Source organism: Stenotrophomonas sp. YAU14D1_LEIMI4_1 (assembly GCF_003086815.1).
Lineage (GTDB): Bacteria > Pseudomonadota > Gammaproteobacteria > Xanthomonadales > Xanthomonadaceae > Stenotrophomonas.
Window position 1 is genome coordinate 2,499,224 of the sequence record NZ_CP025997.1, and the last position, 17,627, is coordinate 2,516,850.

The 17,627-nt window shown below is 65.0% G+C and carries 18 protein-coding genes; 8 read left to right on the forward strand and 10 right to left on the reverse strand.

Annotated features, from left to right (window positions below; translation table 11 throughout):
* Positions 1–64: 64 nt before the first annotated feature.
* The 10 genes from C1932_RS11650 to C1932_RS11695 all read right to left on the reverse strand — a co-directional run bounded on the left by C1932_RS11650 (position 65) and on the right by C1932_RS11695 (position 8,916).
* Positions 65–373: a VirB3 family type IV secretion system protein gene (locus C1932_RS11650; protein ID WP_108749937.1), complete on the reverse strand. Its 309-nt coding sequence runs from the start codon at positions 371–373 to the stop codon at positions 65–67.
* Entirely contained in the window at positions 366–767 is a 402-nt protein-coding gene (locus tag C1932_RS11655) for a TrbC/VirB2 family protein (RefSeq protein WP_108749938.1), read from the reverse strand. Before C1932_RS11655 ends, C1932_RS11650 begins: the two co-directional genes overlap by 8 nt.
* 73 nt (positions 768–840) lie before the next feature.
* On the reverse strand, positions 841–1,794 hold the full coding sequence (locus C1932_RS11660) for a lytic transglycosylase domain-containing protein (protein WP_108762276.1): 954 nt from the start codon (positions 1,792–1,794) through the stop codon (positions 841–843).
* A 3-nt stretch (positions 1,795–1,797) separates the two neighbouring features.
* Positions 1,798–2,841, reverse strand: coding sequence for a P-type DNA transfer ATPase VirB11 (gene virB11, locus C1932_RS11665; protein ID WP_108762277.1), 1,044 nt, complete (start codon positions 2,839–2,841; stop codon positions 1,798–1,800).
* Positions 2,842–2,855: 14 nt separating this feature from the next.
* On the reverse strand, positions 2,856–4,133 hold the full coding sequence (locus C1932_RS11670; RefSeq protein ID WP_108762278.1) for a TrbI/VirB10 family protein: 1,278 nt from the start codon (positions 4,131–4,133) through the stop codon (positions 2,856–2,858).
* Complete coding sequence (locus C1932_RS11675) at positions 4,130–4,909, reverse strand: TrbG/VirB9 family P-type conjugative transfer protein (RefSeq protein WP_108762279.1); 780 nt, start codon at positions 4,907–4,909, stop codon at positions 4,130–4,132. Before C1932_RS11675 ends, C1932_RS11670 begins: the two co-directional genes overlap by 4 nt.
* Positions 4,906–5,991 carry a type IV secretion system protein gene (locus tag C1932_RS11680; protein ID WP_108762280.1) on the reverse strand — a complete coding sequence of 362 codons (1,086 nt, stop codon included), beginning with the start codon at positions 5,989–5,991 and terminating at the stop codon, positions 4,906–4,908. The genes C1932_RS11675 and C1932_RS11680 overlap by 4 nt, the downstream gene beginning before the upstream one ends.
* 88 nt (positions 5,992–6,079) lie before the next feature.
* A complete protein-coding gene (locus C1932_RS11685) occupies positions 6,080–6,526 on the reverse strand; it encodes a hypothetical protein (RefSeq protein ID WP_108749944.1) in 447 nt (148 codons plus the stop codon).
* Between the two features lie 416 nt (positions 6,527–6,942).
* Positions 6,943–8,622, reverse strand: a complete 1,680-nt coding sequence (locus tag C1932_RS11690) for a type IV secretory system conjugative DNA transfer family protein (RefSeq protein ID WP_108762281.1) — start codon at positions 8,620–8,622, stop codon at positions 6,943–6,945.
* Positions 8,623–8,658: 36 nt separating this feature from the next.
* Complete coding sequence (locus C1932_RS11695) at positions 8,659–8,916, reverse strand: hypothetical protein (RefSeq protein ID WP_108753406.1); 258 nt, start codon at positions 8,914–8,916, stop codon at positions 8,659–8,661.
* Positions 8,917–9,209: 293 nt separating this feature from the next.
* Here C1932_RS11695 and C1932_RS11700 point away from each other — a divergent pair, with 293 nt between their 5' ends.
* From C1932_RS11700 to C1932_RS11735, 8 genes are all read left to right on the forward strand, one after another.
* Positions 9,210–10,406: an MFS transporter gene (locus tag C1932_RS11700; protein WP_108762282.1), complete on the forward strand. Its 1,197-nt coding sequence runs from the start codon at positions 9,210–9,212 to the stop codon at positions 10,404–10,406.
* Positions 10,407–10,511: 105 nt separating this feature from the next.
* Positions 10,512–10,790 (forward strand): hypothetical protein, encoded by a 279-nt coding sequence (locus C1932_RS11705; protein WP_234412116.1) that lies wholly within the window; start codon positions 10,512–10,514, stop codon positions 10,788–10,790.
* A complete protein-coding gene (locus C1932_RS11710) occupies positions 10,787–10,975 on the forward strand; it encodes a hypothetical protein (RefSeq protein ID WP_108762283.1) in 189 nt (62 codons plus the stop codon). Before C1932_RS11705 ends, C1932_RS11710 begins: the two co-directional genes overlap by 4 nt.
* Positions 10,976–10,993: 18 nt before the next feature.
* The gene (locus C1932_RS11715) at positions 10,994–11,737 is read left to right on the forward strand and encodes an SOS response-associated peptidase family protein (RefSeq protein WP_108762284.1); all 744 of its coding nucleotides are present in this window, start codon (positions 10,994–10,996) and stop codon (positions 11,735–11,737) included.
* Positions 11,738–11,832: 95 nt separating this feature from the next.
* Positions 11,833–12,102: a hypothetical protein gene (locus C1932_RS11720; protein ID WP_108756493.1), complete on the forward strand. Its 270-nt coding sequence runs from the start codon at positions 11,833–11,835 to the stop codon at positions 12,100–12,102.
* 145 nt (positions 12,103–12,247) lie between these two features.
* Positions 12,248–14,374 carry a methyl-accepting chemotaxis protein gene (locus tag C1932_RS11725; protein WP_108762285.1) on the forward strand — a complete coding sequence of 709 codons (2,127 nt, stop codon included), beginning with the start codon at positions 12,248–12,250 and terminating at the stop codon, positions 14,372–14,374.
* A gap of 171 nt (positions 14,375–14,545) precedes the next feature.
* Entirely contained in the window at positions 14,546–16,297 is a 1,752-nt protein-coding gene (locus C1932_RS11730; RefSeq protein WP_108762286.1) for an EAL domain-containing protein, read from the forward strand.
* Between the two features lie 63 nt (positions 16,298–16,360).
* Positions 16,361–17,554 (forward strand): GAF domain-containing sensor histidine kinase, encoded by a 1,194-nt coding sequence (locus C1932_RS11735; RefSeq protein WP_108762287.1) that lies wholly within the window; start codon positions 16,361–16,363, stop codon positions 17,552–17,554.
* The last annotated feature ends 73 nt before the right edge of the window (positions 17,555–17,627 follow it).

The following is a 17,627-nucleotide window of genomic DNA, read 5'->3' on the forward strand; positions in this document are numbered from 1 at the left end:
AAAGGTAAGCCGGGGAACTACGAGGTGGCCGGACAGGTGCGTACACCTGCCCGGCCGTTGCCCGTCAATCCATGCGGGCGGGTTTCTTGCGGTAGTGGTTCGGGCTGAACACCCACATTCCATCGTGGTCCTGCAGGTTGCGCGCCTTGAACTTGAACAGCAGGCGGAGCCCCAGCAGACGGAAGATCAGCTCGTCGCGCTTGGCCATCTGTCGCATGATGAAAATGGCGACAGGAATGGTGAGCAGGAACCAGAAGTTCGTGTACACACTCAGCAGCAACAACCCACCTGCCACCATGAAAAATGGCAGGTAGGGAACGCCCAGGAACATCGCCGGGCGCGTGCAGCCGCGGAACAGCACGTTCTTATGCACTGTAGTACTGCAGCACGTTGTTGATGATGGCGGCCGAGCTGCCCGAGCAGTTGCCGTCGCTGCCTTCACCCAGCAGCATGCGGGCGATCTGGCCGGCAGCACCGATCAGCACGCCACCGATCAGGATCGGGGCCACGTCGGCAATGCGCTTGTGGGCGAAGGCAATCTGGTAGCCAGCGAAGATGACCGCGATGGTGACCACGGCGATCGAGGCAATGTTCAGCAGACCATTGATGTTGTTGAAGAAGCCGCAGACCTTTTCATCGGTTCCGCCGAAGTCGGTGCCGCTGGCGATGGCCTGCGGGGCAAACACCAGGCCGACAAAGGCAACGGCCATCAGCATGGTCTTCAGCGTGCGCTGGGCCTGGGCCAGATCGAGATTGAATCGCTTCATGGATTGATTTCCTTGTTGATGGACTAACACAACTGAATCGGCCAGCCGGGGGTCTGGCCGTACCACGACTTCGTCAGAACACGAAGGCCGCATCCCCTGCGGGAATCTGTTGCACCGGCGCTCCCTGCGCAGGCACGTTGTATGCGTTTTCTGGAGCGGCCACCGGCTGGTTGCGCTCGCTCCACGGGCGCAGCATGACCGGCTGCCCGCTGCCCGCTGCCACGCCGGGCAGCTGCTGCGGCATGGCCTGGTCGGCACCAGCCTGCGGCAACTGCTGCGGCATCTGCTGTGGCATGGCCTGGGGCTGGGCCTGCGGCTGCATCATGCGATCCACCGAACCCAGCACCACGCGCGACAGCGCCTGGTCGGCCAGGTTCAAGGCACTGCTGCGCGCCATGGCGCCCGCCGAGGGGTAGACCGTGTAGGCACGGGCCGGATCGTTGGACGGCACATACACCGGCGCGTCGGCCTGGGCGACGATGCGCGACTGCACCGGCGACAGCGTCTGCGGATGGTGTTCAACCTTTACCGTACGACGCTCGCCACGGCTGACCACATCGATCGGCACTGCGCCATTGCTGGCCACCTGCTGCCCACGGCGCATCGAATCGTAGATCTTCTGCACGTAGCCATGGCGGAAGCCGGTGGTGAAATTACCTGAGTAGTAGCAGCTGAACGACTTGCCCCAGTCCTGGCCAGAACGCTTGTAGCATTCGGCCAGGATGCGCGAGCCCGCCTGCAGGTTGGCACACTGCTGGAAGGCTTTTTCGTAGGAATCCAGGCCGTACTTGGCCAGGTTGTAGCGGTTCACCTGGGCCAGGCCCACCGAGAAGTTGTAGCCCTTCTCTTCCAGCATGCGCACGGTGGCCAGCGCTTCATCCAGCCCCTTGGGCTGGCGCACCAGCGCGCCGCCCACCACACCAATGGCGAAGGGGTTGCGCGAGGATTCCACGTTGATGACGTGCTGCATGACGTCCATGGACACGGCCATTTCCGGGCATGCCATCATTTCCAGGCCTGGCAACATCGTTCAGCCCTCCTGCCCCTGGGCACGCCCAGGATTGAAATCGATGCCGGTGATGTAACGCGAACCAGCATGCGCCTTGATATGCACGACGATATCGATGGTCATCATCAGCAAGCGCTTGATGACATCGAATTCCAGGCCCGAGCCTTCATTGGAGGCCTTCACCATCAGCGCCAGCTGGTCCCAGGTCTGCTCCGGGCTGCCGGCATGGCAGCTGGTGATCGAACCCGGGTGACCGGAGGCGCAGTTACGGATGAAGTAGAACGCTTCGTCGCCTCGCAGCTCGGCCAGGATGATGCGCTCGGGCTTCATGCGCAGGCAGGCTTCCATGCAGCTCTTGGCAGTGACATTGCTGGTGCTCTGCCCGCCCTTGGAGTACAGCAGGTGCACCACGTTGGGCTGGGTCAGGAACAGCTCGCGGGCATCCTCGATGGTGACCAGGCGCTCGTTGTCCGGAATGTGGTTGACCAGTGCCTTCATGAAGGTGGTCTTGCCGCTACCGGTGGCGCCGGACACCACGATGTTCTTGCGATACATCACCGCACGCCGGAAGAACTCGGCGTATTCGCGCGAATGCCGCAGTTCCAGCAGCTCGCGGTCCTGCTCGCTCAGGCTGCCGTCCTGTTCCAGGATCTGGTTGAAGAACCCGTCTTCGTGATACTGGGTGAGAGATTTGGTGTGCTTGGACGGCAGACGGATGGTGATGGACACCTTGCCGGCATCGCACGCAGGCGGGATCACGAACTGCGCACGCTGCCCGGTGGGGAAGGTGAGCGAGACCACCGGATCGGCATCGGTGATGCGCTGGCCGGTGTTGCTCTCGTTCACCACCGCGGTGCAGAACTGCCGGGCCCGCTCGAAGGTCAGGCCCGGCACGTCCACGCGCTGCCACCCCGCCCGGGTTTCCAGGTACAGCTCGCCCGGACGGTTGATGCAGATTTCCGTCACGTCGGGCGAGCTCATGTACTCCGCGATGCCCAGCACTTCGTACTGATAGCGCAGGAATTCGCTGGAAACAAGGGCAATGGGAGACACTTCGGCGTCCATGATCGTTCTATGAATTACCGGCGCGGGTTGAGCACGTTGGTGAAGTCGACGTCCTTTGCGACGTAGACGTTCACGATGGTGCCCTGGTTGATGGTGACCGTCGGCGGGCGACGACCTTCGCTGAGTGCTTCGTTGGCCAAGCGCTCCATGGTGCGGGCGGTCGCGCTTTCATACGGCGACTGCACGGCGAACCCGTTGCTGGCCACGGTGGTCGATTCCGGGCCGTGCTCGGCTGCGGCGTACTTGAACGCATCGGCGATCAGGCTGATCATCAGCGCCGACGCAATGCGGCTGCCCCAGTGCGCGCTGTACTGGCCAGGATGGCCCGCACCGCCCAGCCCATCGATACCTGGGCTGGACATGGCCACGTCGATACCGTTCGGCGTGGTGACGCGATCCCAGATGACTTCCACGCGCTTGCCGTTGGGGCCGCCACCGTAGGAGCCATAGATCTTCGAACCCTTCGGCAGCAACAGATTGCGGCCGTTGATCGAGTAGACCGGTTCGGTCAGCAGGCACGAGGTGTAGCCGGCAATGTCGGTGATGATGCGGGTTTCCAGCACGCAGCGCAGGTAGGTACCGCGCACCAGCAGGGCATCCGGACTCTGGATGAAGCTGGCGTTGGACACGTCTTCCACGTCCGGACCACGGCGCACTTTCTGCTGCTGCTGGGCCTGCGGGTTGGCGGCCTGCATGGCGGCGATCATCGCCTGGCTGTAATCAGTGCCCTGCCCTTGCGGCTTGGCATTGCCATCGCCGGCGCCGAATCCGCTGCTGCTGCCAATACGGCGGTCCAGCAGCGACGGACCTTGCGGCTCGGACGACTGGCGCATGCGCGCACGGTCAGAGTCCTGCAGGCTGACCATCGGAATGTCCTGCTGCGGCGGCGGCGGCAGCATCGGGATCGGATCGGCCGGCGCGACGGGCGCCGCTGCACTCGGCGCAGGCGCAACGGTCGGCAGGTCCGGCGTGGATACCCGGGCTTCCTGGCGGTTGGAGGGCGCTGCGTTCTTGTCGTCCTGGCCCTTGCGGAACAGCAGGAAGCCCATGGCCACCAGCAGCACCACGATGCCGCCAAGGAACATCAGCGCCTTGCGGTTCAGCCGCTGCTCTTCGGCCGAGCGCAGCTGCGGAGCCGCCGCATCCAGGTTCGGTGCAGCCTCGGTCTGCTGGGTGCCGAAGTAAGGATTGGAGGTCGACTCGGCCGGCCCTTGGCCCTGGCCACCGTAGGGCGACTGCCCGTCGTCGCGGGCGTTGTTCGGATCGTTGCCGGGGGTGTTCTGCTGGCTCATTTCTTCACGTTCCTTCGCAGGCCAACGACGTACTCGCCGTGGCGGATGACCAGGTACGGGTAGGTGCCGTGGACGATCAGGGTGTTGCCCTCGACCGTGGTGTTGACCACGAAGTCCTCGCCGTACTCTTTCTCACGACCGAACACGGCCGGGAAAATGCCGGTCTTGTATTCGGGCGAGTTGGGCAGTTTCAGGTACGTGAAACGGCCATCGTCATAGGCATTGACGGGGATCAGCCACCCCATCTTCTTCGCCTTGCTGGTCGAATAGGAGTAGTTGAAGTTGTACTGGCGATCCTTGGCCAGTTCGCTGCTCAGCAGCGGCTGCGCTTCTTCTTCCACTGCCTGCTGGGCCACGCCGAACACGGTGTCGTTCGGGTAGGAGAAGGCGATCTTGTACTGCACGCCGGCGCGGCGGGCCTGTTCCAGCTGGCGCCAGTCGGTGGCCACCACCTTCAGTTCGAAGATGTAGGAATGGGTTTCGGTGCGCACCATCATGTTGGTGTCCACGTCCACATTCTTCGGCTTGATGTAGAACACGTTCTCGCGACGGGTCAGCTCCCAGCCGTTGCTGAAGCCGGTGCTGTAGTCGAGGATCTTCTCGTTCGGGCTCAACTCGATCTGGGTGGTAAGGCCCAGGCCGGTGCGAACCGGATAGATGCGATCCTTTTCATACTCGTAATGGTCCACTGCCTGTGCAATGGCACCGGTGGAGAACACCAGCGACAGCAACGACAGCAGCGCCAATGCGCTCCCCCTGACTTTTCGACTACTCATCGGTTGCTTGCTCCATCAGCATTTCCGGTGGATTGGTACTGCGCCGGCCTCATGGCCGGCTGGCCGGGCATGGTCTGCCCGGGCATGGGTTGGCCCTGCATCGGTTGGCCTTGCTGCATCGGCTGAGCCTGCTGCACGGGCTGGCCGGGCATCGGCTGCCCCGGCATGGGTTGCTGCCCCGGCATGGGCGGGGTGACCTGCACATCGCCCGGCACCGCCAACGGCTGGCCGGTGGCCGGATCGATCATGGTGGCCGCAGCAGGATTGTTCGGGTCGTAGACCCCCTGCTGTGCCTGCAGCGCCTGCTGTTCTGCCTGCTGCTGCAACTGCGCCTCGTCCGGACCCGGCACGCCGCGCGAGTAGTCGTTGTCGCGACGGTACTCGAACACCTGCATGCCCAGCGGGTTGAGGATGCGCTGCTGCTCGTTCAAGGCAAGGTTGCTGTCGTAGCGGAACCGCAGCGTGATGAGCTGGTTGTCCAGGTACGAGGTGGTGGCCTTGTTCTTGTCGTACACGCTGCGCTGGATGCGCACCGAGGCGCCGCGGAAGCCACCATTCACCTGTGCTTCCAGCGGGGTGATGCTGAGAATCTTCACCCGGATCGCCCGGTCCTTGCCGTACAGCACGACAGGGCTCTGCGGATTGTTCTGCGAATAGAAGGCACGGATGGCCGAGCTGGTGCGCGTGTCGGACATCACATGCACCAGGGCCCAGTCACGCAGGCCCATGACCGCGAAATCGTAGGATTCACGCGCCATCACGTACTGGGCGACGTTGCTGCGGTTGATCGCATCGCTGGCGGTGATCGACTGGCCTTCGAAATTGCCCGTCAGCCGCGCCACCGTGGCCGTACCGGTGTAGGCATCGGCCATCACCAGGAACGGCACCTTCTCTTTCAGCGGCAGCATGTAGTAGTAGCCGCCCGCCAGCGCCAGCGACATCAGCAACGAACCGGTGGCCACCCACCAGGCGCGGCGCTCGCTGCGTCGTGCCATGTCGGCCACGGTGATCTCGTAGCTGACCGCCTTGGCGACCGACTGCTCGACCTTCTGGCTGTTGCCTGCATCCTTCTTGCGGAACATGGATTCTTCCGTACTGCTGAAACATCAATGGGCGTGACGCCCCTGCGGCGGGCGCGGGGTGCGGCACGTTCGATGATTTCGGTGGGGCTCAGCTGCCGCTGTTGGCGTCAGCCGCCGGAACCGCCGCAGTGGGCGTCGATCCGGCGTTCTGCACGACAATCTGGTTGCCCACGATGGAGACGGAAACACCTTGTGCCGCATAGGCTGCCGTGAGGTCGATCACGGCCTGCTGTGCGTTGGTGGTGTCGATGTCCGACACCGCGCCATACAGGGTGAAATCCGAGCTGAGGCGATAATCCAAGGTGCGGCCGGAATCCTTGGCCCAACGCTCAAGCATCGCCTTCAGCGTGCCGTCCATCGGCGACGCCTGGTACACATAGCTGGTATAGAGCGGGATTTCGGTCGGGGCCGTGGCAAACCGGTTCACCGGCTTCCAGCGTCCGCCGAAATCGGGTGCGGGCTTGGTGGCGCAACCGGCCACCATCAACGCCGCGGCTGCGGCGATGGACATTTTCACGATAAACGCCTGATTCATACGGGCTTCACTTTGACGTACGAAAAAGCAGTCCCGATGTTGGTCCCCTGGTCGTCCGGCGCTGCATGGCGCACGCCAGAAACGTCACAGTAAGCGCACTTAACAGGGCACAACTGTCACGGTTCCCCTGCAGCCCGAAAGCTGCCAACCAGGTCGCAGACCACGGCTTTTCCAAGCCGCGCTCATGCGCCCTCACCAACGTCGGAACCATCCCTGTTCCAATGGCTGAAACTCCTGGCCACTCTGAAAGCAAGCTGAATCCCGAGGATTCCCAAGCCGTGCATAGAGTCGCACAACCGCACGTCAATTCCATGTCAGACAAGTCTGAATTCCATCAACGTATGGTGTTTTTTTGACGCACTTCACGAATTCACATCCATGAATTCGTGCATGCGTCACATTCAGCACTCGACAATTCAAATATCGAGCACCGGCGCGTCAACTTTCGGAAGTAGACGCGACGTGAAATAGCGATCCTTGTAATAGCGGATCTTGTCGCACTTCACCGGATGCGGGATGCCTTCGTACAGGAATACCTCCTGGTCCGGACCCATCGCCTTCAGTTCCTGCGGCAGCATCAGCGCACGCCGCTCTTCGCTGTAGCTGTGGGTCTTCTCACGGGCATGGGTCACGTTCTTCTTGCGGATGGTCGTGTAGCCCAGCATGTCCGAGTAGTCGTTGGCGTCCTGCTGTTCGCGCGGCGCGTACAGGATCTGCAGCGCGTGGTTGGTGATGATGGTGCGCGAGGTTTCCCGGCCATAGGTGGCATCGAGCTGGGACATGCTCTGGATGATGGGCAGCAGGCGCACGTTGTAGCCGGCCATGTAGGACACCGCCGAGGCGATGATGTCCACCTTGCCGATCGAGGTGAATTCGTCCATCAGCAGCAGGCACTGGTACTTCAGGTCCGGGTTGGACTTGGGCAGTTCCTTGGTATTGAGGTTGATCAGCTGGCTGAAGAACAGGTTGATGATCAGGCGGCTTTCGGCCAGCTTGTTGGGCTGGATGCCGATATAGATGGTCATCTTCTTCTTGCGCACGTCGGTGAGCAGGAAGTCGTTGGTGCTGGTGGCCTTGTCCAGCACCGGATTGATCCAGGCGTTCAGCGGCTCCTTGAAGGTGCCCAGGATCGAGGCGAAGGTCTCATCGGCCTGGGACAGCATGTTGGCGAACGCCGAGCGCGCATTGCTGCTCAGGAACGGCCGCTCGGAAAGGCTCTTCAGGAACTTCTTCAGATCGGTGCCGTCACCGGAGGACAGGCGGTACACCGCACCCAGCGTGGGCGTGCCCATGCCGCCGGGGAAGCCGCTGGCACGTTCGTCGTCCCAGTTCTCGAACAGGTACAGAGTGAAGGCGATGAAGGCATTGCGGGCCTGGCTGACCCAGAACTTCTGGTCCTCGGCGCCATCGGGGTACAGCATGGCGGCGATGCTCATCAGGTCCGAAACACGGAAGGCCGGATCGTCGGACACATAGCTGAGCGGGTTCCAGCGGTGCGTGCGGCGGTCTTCGGCGAAGGGATTGAACAGGTAGATTTCCTGGCCCTGGCTGGCGCGCCAGCCACTGGTCAGGTCGAAGTTTTCCTGCTTGATGTCCAGCACAACCAGCGATTCGCCGTATTCCAGCAGGTTCGGAATGACTACGCCCACGCCCTTGCCCGAACGGGTGGGCGCGGCCAGGATCACGAACTGCTGGCCATCCAGGCGCACCAGCTTGCCGCCGTGGCTGCCGACCACGATGCTCTGCCCGGTCTTCTTGAACATGCCGTGCTTGGCCAGGTCGGCACTGGTGGCAAAGCGGGCATCGCCGTGCAGCGAGCGCTTGTCCTTCTTCAGCAGCGCCACCAGCGCGATCACCGCCAGCAGCAGCAGCGGCACACCGAAGCCAAGGTAGCCGGCCCACTTGATCTTGCCCACGAACGGGGCGACCTGCGGCTGGCCCAGGGCATTGAAATACTGGTAATAGGTGTTCCAGGTGAAGAGCTTGGTATCCAGGCCGAGCAACAGCAGGGTCAGATAACCGGACAGCGCAAACCCGAGCACCAGGGTCGCCAGGGCGGCGATGGCGATGAGCAGATACTTCTTACTGGGCAACACCCGAATCCTCCATGATGCGCCCAAGGGCGCGACGAACTAGCGGCGGCGCCAGCGTGACGCCTTCTTCCGCAGGTGGTTTTCATCCTCCAGCCCGGGCTCGATGCCCTCTTCCCGCAGCAGCCCTTCCAGGTAGTGCCGCGCCTCGGCCAGCGACATCAGATCGGACAGACGTTCCCCGTCATCGGCGATGACCGCATGCCCGATCACATCGCCGGGAGCGTACACCGGCGCGTGGGTCACCGCTACCAATCGGTAGCGCCCACGTAGTTCAAGTTGGTGTGTGTACTGCTGCATTGCTTCACTCCGTGACGGCGTTCACATGTCGTTCCCACGACGGGCCCGTGCGTCGCTCCACCAGGGGTGCCAACGCGCGGGTGCCATCCCCGACAATACACGTCTGTGCTTCGAAGACCACCCTGCACGGGTTGGCATGCGCCCGCGCGGTGGCGACCGGCGCCCACGCCGGGCAGATCGACACGGCCGCCCAGGCGCACAATCGGCCGAACACTGATTTTCCTGAACGCCGCTGCCGCCTGCTGCAGTGCAGCAGTACAATGGCCCGTTCCCTTGCCCCATCGCGCCCCCGCATGAGCCCCAATTCCTCCCTGGCCGCACGGCTCACGCCCCGCCAGCGCACCCTGATCATCATCGCCCTGTCGCTGGGCGGCTTTGCCATCGGCACCAGTGAATTCGCCAGCATGGGCCTGATGCTGGAAATCAGCCGCGGCCTGTCCATCAGCGAAACCCAGGTGGGCCACCTGATCAGTGCCTACGCCATCGGCGTGGTGGTCGGCGCCCCGATCCTGGCCTTCGTCGGCGCCAGCTTCCCGCGGCGCAAGCTGCTGCTGGCGCTGATGGGCTTCTACGCCGTGGGCAACCTGGCCAGCGCGCTGGCACCGAACTACGCCACCATGCTGGTCGCCCGCTTCGTCGCCGGCCTGCCGCACGGCGCCTACTTCGGCGTGGCCATGCTGGTGGCCGCGGCAATCAGCCCGGCCGGCCAGCGCGGCCAGGCCATGTCGCGGGTGCTGTTGGGCCTGTCGATTGCGATCCTGATCGGCAATCCGCTCACCACCTGGCTGGGCCAGCAGGTCAGCTGGCGCACCGCCTTCGCCCTGGTCAGCCTGCTGGCCATCGCCACCGTCGTGATGATCGCCCGCTTCTTGCTGCCGGACCCGGACGAGGTGCGTACTTCCCCCATGCGCGAGCTACGCGCCTTCAACACCACCCAGGTGTGGCTGGCGCTGGCGATCGGTGCGGTCGGCTTCGCCGGCATGTTCTGTGTGTTCACCTATCTGGCCCCGACGCTGGTGCAGGTGACCGGCGTGGCCGAATCGTGGATGCCGCTGGCCGTAGGCGTGTTCGGCATCGGCGCGATCATCGGCAATATTGCCGGCGGCTGGCTGGTGGACAAGTTCCACTTCAAGGCCGCCGCCGTGGTGCTGGCCTGGTCGATCGTGATGCTGCTGCTGTACCCGTTGGCAGCGCAGTCGGTATGGACCATCGGCCCGATGATCGTGACGGTGGGCACCATGGGCGCACTGGCGGCCGTGCTGCAGACCCGCCTGATGGACGTGGCCGGCGAAGCGCAGACCCTGGCCGCCGCGTCCAACCACGCTGCTTTCAATACGGCCAATGCACTGGGCCCGTGGCTGGGCGGCATGGCCATCAGCGCCGGCTTCAGCCCGGCCACCACCGGTTACGTGGGCGCGGCGACCGCCATCGGCGGCCTGCTGCTGTGGTGCGTCTCGGTGATGGTAGACCGCCGCCGCAAGGCCGCCTGAGGCCCTGGACACAGCCCTTGCCGCTGGCAGGGCTGTGTCCAGTAGCTGGATTTGATCTCGCCACCGCATCGGGCTGACGGGGTCATCACAGGTGAAAGTGTGACGATGAATGCACCTTCCCCTGCCCCCCTTCCCCTCATGTCGGACACCGGTCATTTCGCCATTCGCGCCTTCGAGGCCGTCTTCAACATGGCCGGCGGGGTCGAACGCATCACGTCGCTGACGGTGACGTGCAACCATTGCGAAGCCACGACCTCGTCCACCGAAGGCAATCTACTGCACCTGCCGGGCGGCACCCTGTTCCGCTGTGAAGACTGCGGCTGCCATCAGGCCGTGAGCAATGCACGCGTGGCCGACTGGCAGCCGCGCGTGCTCGGGGTATGAACATGGACGCGACACTGACAGGAGCACAGCGACGGATCCTGCAGGCCATTGCCGATGCGGAACAGTTAGACAGCGACGCCGCAACCTGGGCGGTCGCCGCAGGCCTTGCCGTACAGGCCGAGGACGGTGACATCGACCTGACCCCGCGAGGACGCGACGTGCTGCAGGCACATCCGCCGCGCTGAGGCAGCGACGGAGCGGTCATGCGACGTTTCGTGCAGGCCTTCGTGGACGCGGACAGCTTCCCTGCTGCCCTGCCCGGTGACGTGGCCGCAGCACTGGCAACGGGAGATGCGCACTACAACATTGGCAAGGACGGCCACGCCTGGGTCTGGGCGGCCGGCGCCGCCGATGACGCGACCACGACAGTCGTTGCGGAAATGCAGTGGGGCCTGGTACCGCGCTGGTCGAAACAACCGTCCACGCCCTACACCACCGTCACGGCCCGGCTGGAGCGCGCCCCGCGCAGCCGCATCTTTGCCGATGCTTGGAGCAAGCGGCGCTGCATCGTGCCGATGACGGGCTATTTCAAATGGGACCGGCAACGACGACAGCCCTGGCCCATGTTCGTGCAGCGCCAGGATGGCCTGGCCCTGCTGGCGGCGGGGCTGTGGGAACACTGGCAGGACGAGGCCGGCGACATGCGCGACACGTTTTCGATCCTGACCGATGGCAATCCGTCGATCCCGGCGCCGCTGTCTGCCGATGGGCCGGTGTTTGTGGAACCCGCGGCCGCGGCGGCCTGGCTGCGTGGCGAGCTGACCACCCCGGCGCAACTGCGACGACAGGCGCATACCGCCGTGCTGGAGGCTGCCTATGTCGGCCTGGGTGTCCGCGACCCGCAACGCGATGATTACACCCTGCTGGAGCCGGTAAACCCCGATGCGCTGCGTGCCGACAGCGCGCTGCCCGATTGGGATGGCGATGCGCTGGATGACGATGCGTGAGCTACGGGATTGGGGTCAGAGCCCTTTCCGCTGGAAAGGGATCCGACCCCTTGAAAAACACATGGCGTGGATGTGGCTTGCGGCAGAGTGCAGCCATGCAGCACCGCCCCTCCCCTGCCCGCCATGATGCCGTCGCCCTGCAGGCAGGGCTGTTGGGCAGCGTGCTGGGCGTGGGCCTGTTCAAGGCGCTGGCGCTGTCGGGCGTAGTGTCCGGCTCGCTGATGGGCATGGGCCTGTGGCTGCTGGCCTGTGTCCTGCTCGGTGCATGGGCATTGGCCGCAGGCCTCGCCTGCCTGGCCCTGAGCCGACGCGTGTTCGTGCTGATGGTCGCGCTGTCGGCGGTGTTCGTGCTCTGCATTGCTTGATGCGCAGGCGCCTTCGAAAAAAAACCGAACCATTGCGCTAAAGCTTCGGCTTGCAGCGCCGCTACCGTCTTACTGCCTGCCGGGACTCTCGCCTGTGCAGACACGCCCGGCAGTCGGGCTTACGACGACTACCGGACTTCACAAATTGAACACACTGCGCCGCTTCAAGGTAGGCACCCGCCTTACCGCTGGTTTTTCCATCCTGTTGTTGATGATCGCCACCATTCTTGCGATCGCCCTGCACAGCAACTACAAACAGCGGCAACAGTTCGACAACGCGGTGAACGTACGCGTGACCCGCATGGGCGAGCTGTACGACATGCTGATCATCAACAAGGAACTGTTGCTGCTGCGCCGCGATATGCTGCTGCGCCGCGGCCAGGCACTGGACCGCGACCTGGCCACCGTGCAGGCGCAGACCGCGCGCTACGATCAGATCTGGCAGCACTTCACTGCACGGCCAGCCACCAGCCCGCTGGCACAGACCATGCGTGACAAGGTGGCCGCGCACCAGCAGGCCACACAGGCCGCACTGGCCGAGCTGGACGCGCGCATGCGTGCGGGCGACTTCCAGGCCGCCGACGCCCTGCTGCTGGACAAGGTGGCGCCGGCCGCGGCGCAATGGAACACGGCACTGAGCGAGTTCGCCGATCTGCAGCAGAAGCTCGTAGCGGAAGCGGCGGCGGAGATGCAGTCACTGGCGGCGCGCACCACTGGCCTGCTGACCCTGTTCGGCGTGGCCAGCCTGGCGCTGGGCATCCTGGCCGCGTGGCTGATCTCGCGCAGCCTGACCGTGCCGCTGGCACGCGTGCAGGCCTCGATCAATGCGGTGACCCGTGGCGACCTGAGCGTGCGCGCCCAGGATGACAGCCAGGACGAGGTGGGCCAGATGCTGCGTGCCACCGATGGCATGGTGCAGCTGCTGCAGCGCTTCTCCCAGCAGACCCGGCAGATGATCGACAAGCATGCCGCCGAGGACATCACCCATCGCATGCCGACCGACTTCCCGGGCGTGTATGGCGAGCTGGCCGAGGGCATGAACACCATGGTGTTCGAGCACCTGGACGCCATCGTCGATGCGATCGAGGTGCTGAACGAATACGCCCAGGGCGATCTGCGCCGCGACGCCCGGCGCCTGCCCGGCAGCCGCGCGATGCTGCATGAATCGATGGATGCGGCCAAGGCCAGCCTGTATGCGATCAACCAGGACATCCAGCGCCTGGCCCGCGCGGCAGCCGCCGGCGACTTCAGCGCACGCGGCGATGCCGGGGCCTACCGCCACGACTTCCAGCGCATGATCGTGGATCTGAACCAGTTGATGGAAACCGCCGATGGCAGCCTGAAGGCCTTGTCGGTGGTACTGGGCGCGATGGCCGAGGGCGACCTGACCCGCCGCCTGCAGGGCAGCTACCAGGGCGTGTTCGCGGCCATGCAGCGCGACACCAACCGCACCGCCGAGAACCTGTCGGGCATCGTCCAGCGCATCCAGACGGCCGCAGCATCGATTGCCAACGCCTCGGACGAAATTGCCGCCGGCAACGCGGACCTTTCGCGCCGCACCGAGAGCCAGGCGGCCAACCTGGAGGAAACCGCCGCGTCGATGGAAGAACTGACGTCGACCGTGCGCCAGAACGCCGAGCATGCCCAGCATGCCAACGCCGCATCGCGCAGCGCCGGTGATGCCGTGCAGCGCACCGCCCGCGCAGTACAGGATGTGGTGCAGGTGATGCAGCAGATCGACGCCTCGTCCCAGCGGATCGGCGAGATGGTGGGCCTGATCGATGGCATCGCCTTCCAGACCAACATCCTGGCCCTGAATGCCGCCGTGGAAGCGGCACGCGCCGGGGAACAGGGGCGCGGCTTCGCCGTGGTGGCCAGCGAGGTGCGTACCCTGGCCCAGCGCGCGGCAGCGTCGGCCAAGGACATCAAGGCGCTGATCGAAACCTCCGGCGAGAACGTGCAGGCCGGCATCGGCATCGCCCGCCAGTCCGAACAGGCCATCGAGCAACTGCGCGCCGCCGCCGCCCAGACCGACAAGCTGATCCAGCAGATCGCCCAGGCCAGCAGCGAACAGGCATCCGGCATCGAGCAGGTGAACCAGACCATCGCGCAGATGGACGAGGCCACCCAGCAGAACGCCGCGCTGGTGGAAGAGGCCAGTGCATCGGCGCGCGCCATGGCCGAGCAGGCCAGCGCGCTGGACCAGGCGGCAGCGACGTTCAGGATCACAGCCGCTGGCGCACCGCACGCGACGTTGCAGCGCGCAGCGTAAACGCATGCCCTGCCCTGCCCAGCTGAAGGATTCAGTGGGCAGGATCGCAGGGCCGCTTCGCGCAAGCCGACGCCACACCGCCTTCGCGCCGCCTGCGGCATGCTGGCGGTGTAGCGCCCCGATCGCCGTAACGATGTGCCGTACATGCCCGCCAGCCGTGATGAAGAACGAATGTCCACCCTCGCCAGCCTCAATGCGCTGGGCGAGATCAGTGGCGCCTCGCTGGACAGCCTGACCGAGCTGGCCACGCACACCCTCAACGTGCCGGTCGCGTTCGTGTCGCTGCTGCAGATCGACCGTCAGCGGCTGGTCTCGCGCCGCGGTCTGGCGGTGTCGCAGACCCATATCCGCGATTCCATCTGCGCCAGCACGATTGGTTCAACCGAAACGCTGGTGATCGACGATCTGCTGCAACACCCGCGGCATGCCAGCAATCCGCTGGTGGCGGGCGAGCCACACCTGCGCTTCTATGCCGGGGCGCCCCTGGTGGCGCGCAACGGCGTGGCCATCGGCGCGTTCTGTGTGATGGACGATGCACCGCGCACGCTGTCCGAGGCCGAGCGGCGGCAGTTGGAAACGCTGGCCCGGGCGGCCATGAACGAACTGGAGCTGCGGGCGATGAGCGGACGCAGCGACCCGGTGAGCGGCCTGCCTGATCGCCAGCAGTTCATGCTGGACCACGATGCGCTGGCCGAACGCGAGCCGGGAACCTTCATGCATGCGGTGCTGGTGGATGTGTTCGATACCGCCGTTTCCACCGAGGCGGGACAGGTGCTGGGCATGGCGCCGCTGGAAACGCTGATACGGCGCACCGGCGTGCGCCTGAAGGTGGCACTGGACGGGCTGGCCCAGGTCTACCACGTGGGCGTGGCGCGCTTCGCCTTCGTGCTGGATCTGGAGCAGGCCAGCGCGGTGGAAGCCCTGCTGGCCGAACTGCAGGCGCGGGTGACCCGGCCGATGATGGCTGCCGAAGTGCCGATGTCACCGGGCTTCCACGCCGGCGTGTGCGAGCTGACCCTGGGCCAGCACAGCGCGGGGGAAGTGATCCGCCGCCTGCTGGTGGGGCTGAGCGCGGCGGTGTCCGCCCGCGCGCCCTTCCGCTGGTACTCGCAGGGCCACGATGCCAGTACCCGTCGCGGCTACCGGTTGGCCACCGACGGGCGCACGGCGCTGCAGCAGGACGAGTTCCATCTGGTCTACCAGCCCCGCTTCCGCGCCCGCGACCTGCAGCCCGTCGCGGCCGAAGTGCTGATCCGCTGGAACCACCCGCAACTGGGTCCGGTCAGCCCGGCCGAGTTCATTCCGGTGTTCGAACGCACCGCATTGATGCACGGCATCACCGACTGGGTGGTGGACCGCGCACTGGACCAGCTTGCACGCTGGCACGCCGATGGCCTGCCGCTGAACCTGTCGATCAACTACTCGGCCCGCGACATGGCCCGCGAAGGCGCGGCCGAGCGCTTGATTGCCGGGATCGACCGGCGCGGCCTGGCCTGCACGCAGATTGAAGTGGAGATCACAGAAAGCCAATGGCTGCGTGCCGATTCGCAGCAGGGCGAACAACTGAAGCGGATGGCCGATGCGGGCATCCGCGTGGCGGTGGACGACTTCGGCAGCGGCTACAGTAACTTTGGTTACCTGACCGAACTGCCGATCAGCACGCTGAAGCTGGACAAGTCGCTGATCGATCGCCTGTGCCTGGACAACCGGTCCAGCGTGAAGGTGGAAGCGATCATCGGCCTGGCCCATCGCCTGGGCTACAGCGTGGTGGCCGAAGGCGCCGAGAGTGCCGACCAGGTCAGCCGCCTGCGCGCACTGGGCTGCGATGAGATCCAGGGATTTGCCCTGGCCCGGCCGATGGATCCGGATCAGCTGTTCACCGGCCACAGCCGTCCGCTGCTGGATACCCAGGTGGCCGAGTGAACCGCTGGCGCACCGCACGTCGCTATACTGCCCCTGCCCAGACGCGATGCCGGATTGCCTGCGATGCCCTCACCAATCGGCTTCCGCCCCTCGCTGGACCTCGCCTGCCAGTTGACGGGCATGCGCGTGGCGCTGGTGGGCGAAGTAACCGATGCGCACTGGCGGGCCGTGCAGAGTGTTGACCGCGCCGGCCTGGGCATCAGCAACGGCATGGTGCTGGACATCAACAAGACCTTCTGCAGGGACGTGAAGGCCCAGCAGTGCCCGGTCTGGTTTGCCGACGCACATGCCCACCCGGATTTCCAGCACAGCCCGGTACCCGGCCTGTACGGTTTCCGCAGCTATATCTCCGTGCCGATCACCCTGGCTGACGGCAACATCTTCGGTACGCTCTGCACGCTCGATCCGCTGCCCCGGCCGGTGGACGAGAGCCATGTGGCGGCGCTGACGATGCTGGCGCGGCTGGTGGCCGGGCAGATCGATGCCGTGCACAGCCACGACGCCGATGCGGAACTGATCGATGGCCTGAGGCGTGATGGGACCACCCGCGACGTGCAACTGGCCGAATCCGAGCACAACAACGCCGAGCTGCTGCGGGTGGGCAAGGAGCGCGAGGAGTTCATCGCGGTGCTGGCCCACGATCTGCGCAACCCCGTGCAGGCCATCCGTGCCGGCGCCGACCTGCTTTTGCTGGGTACGCTGAGCGTGGCCCAGCAGAAGGTGCTGGAGCACATCAACGACAGCACCGACCGCATCGCCGAGCTGATCGATGTGACCCTGGATTTCGCCCGGGGCCGGCTGGGCACCGGCATTGCCCTGAAGCTGGAAGACTGGTCCGATCTTTCCGGGGTACTGGCCGTGGCCTGCCGCGAGGCCATGCGCGCCTATCCGCAGCGCCGTTGCGAGCTGGATCTTCAGTTGCCGCCGGTGTTCCGCTGTGACGGCGCGCGCCTGTGCCAGTTGCTGGCCAATCTGGTCATCAACGCCGCCGTGCATGGCACCGCCGGGGAACCCGTTCGCGTGACCGGCCGCAGCGAGGGCGACGGCCTGCGGATTGAGGTGGCCAACGGCGGGGTGATCCCGCAGGCGCAGCTGGCGGCGCTGTTCGAGCCGTTCTCACGCCCGCAGGAAAAGCGCTTGGATTCCGGCCTCGGCCTGGGGCTGTACATCGCCTCGCAGATCGCCAAGGCCCATGGCGGCACGCTGTCGGTGGTCAGCGCCAGCGATTCGGGCACGGTACTGACCCTGCGCCTCTGAAACGAAACGGCATTGCCCGAACGGGGGATGCGTGTCGAAGTGTTGCAAATGCTAATATTTCTCATTTGCAGCC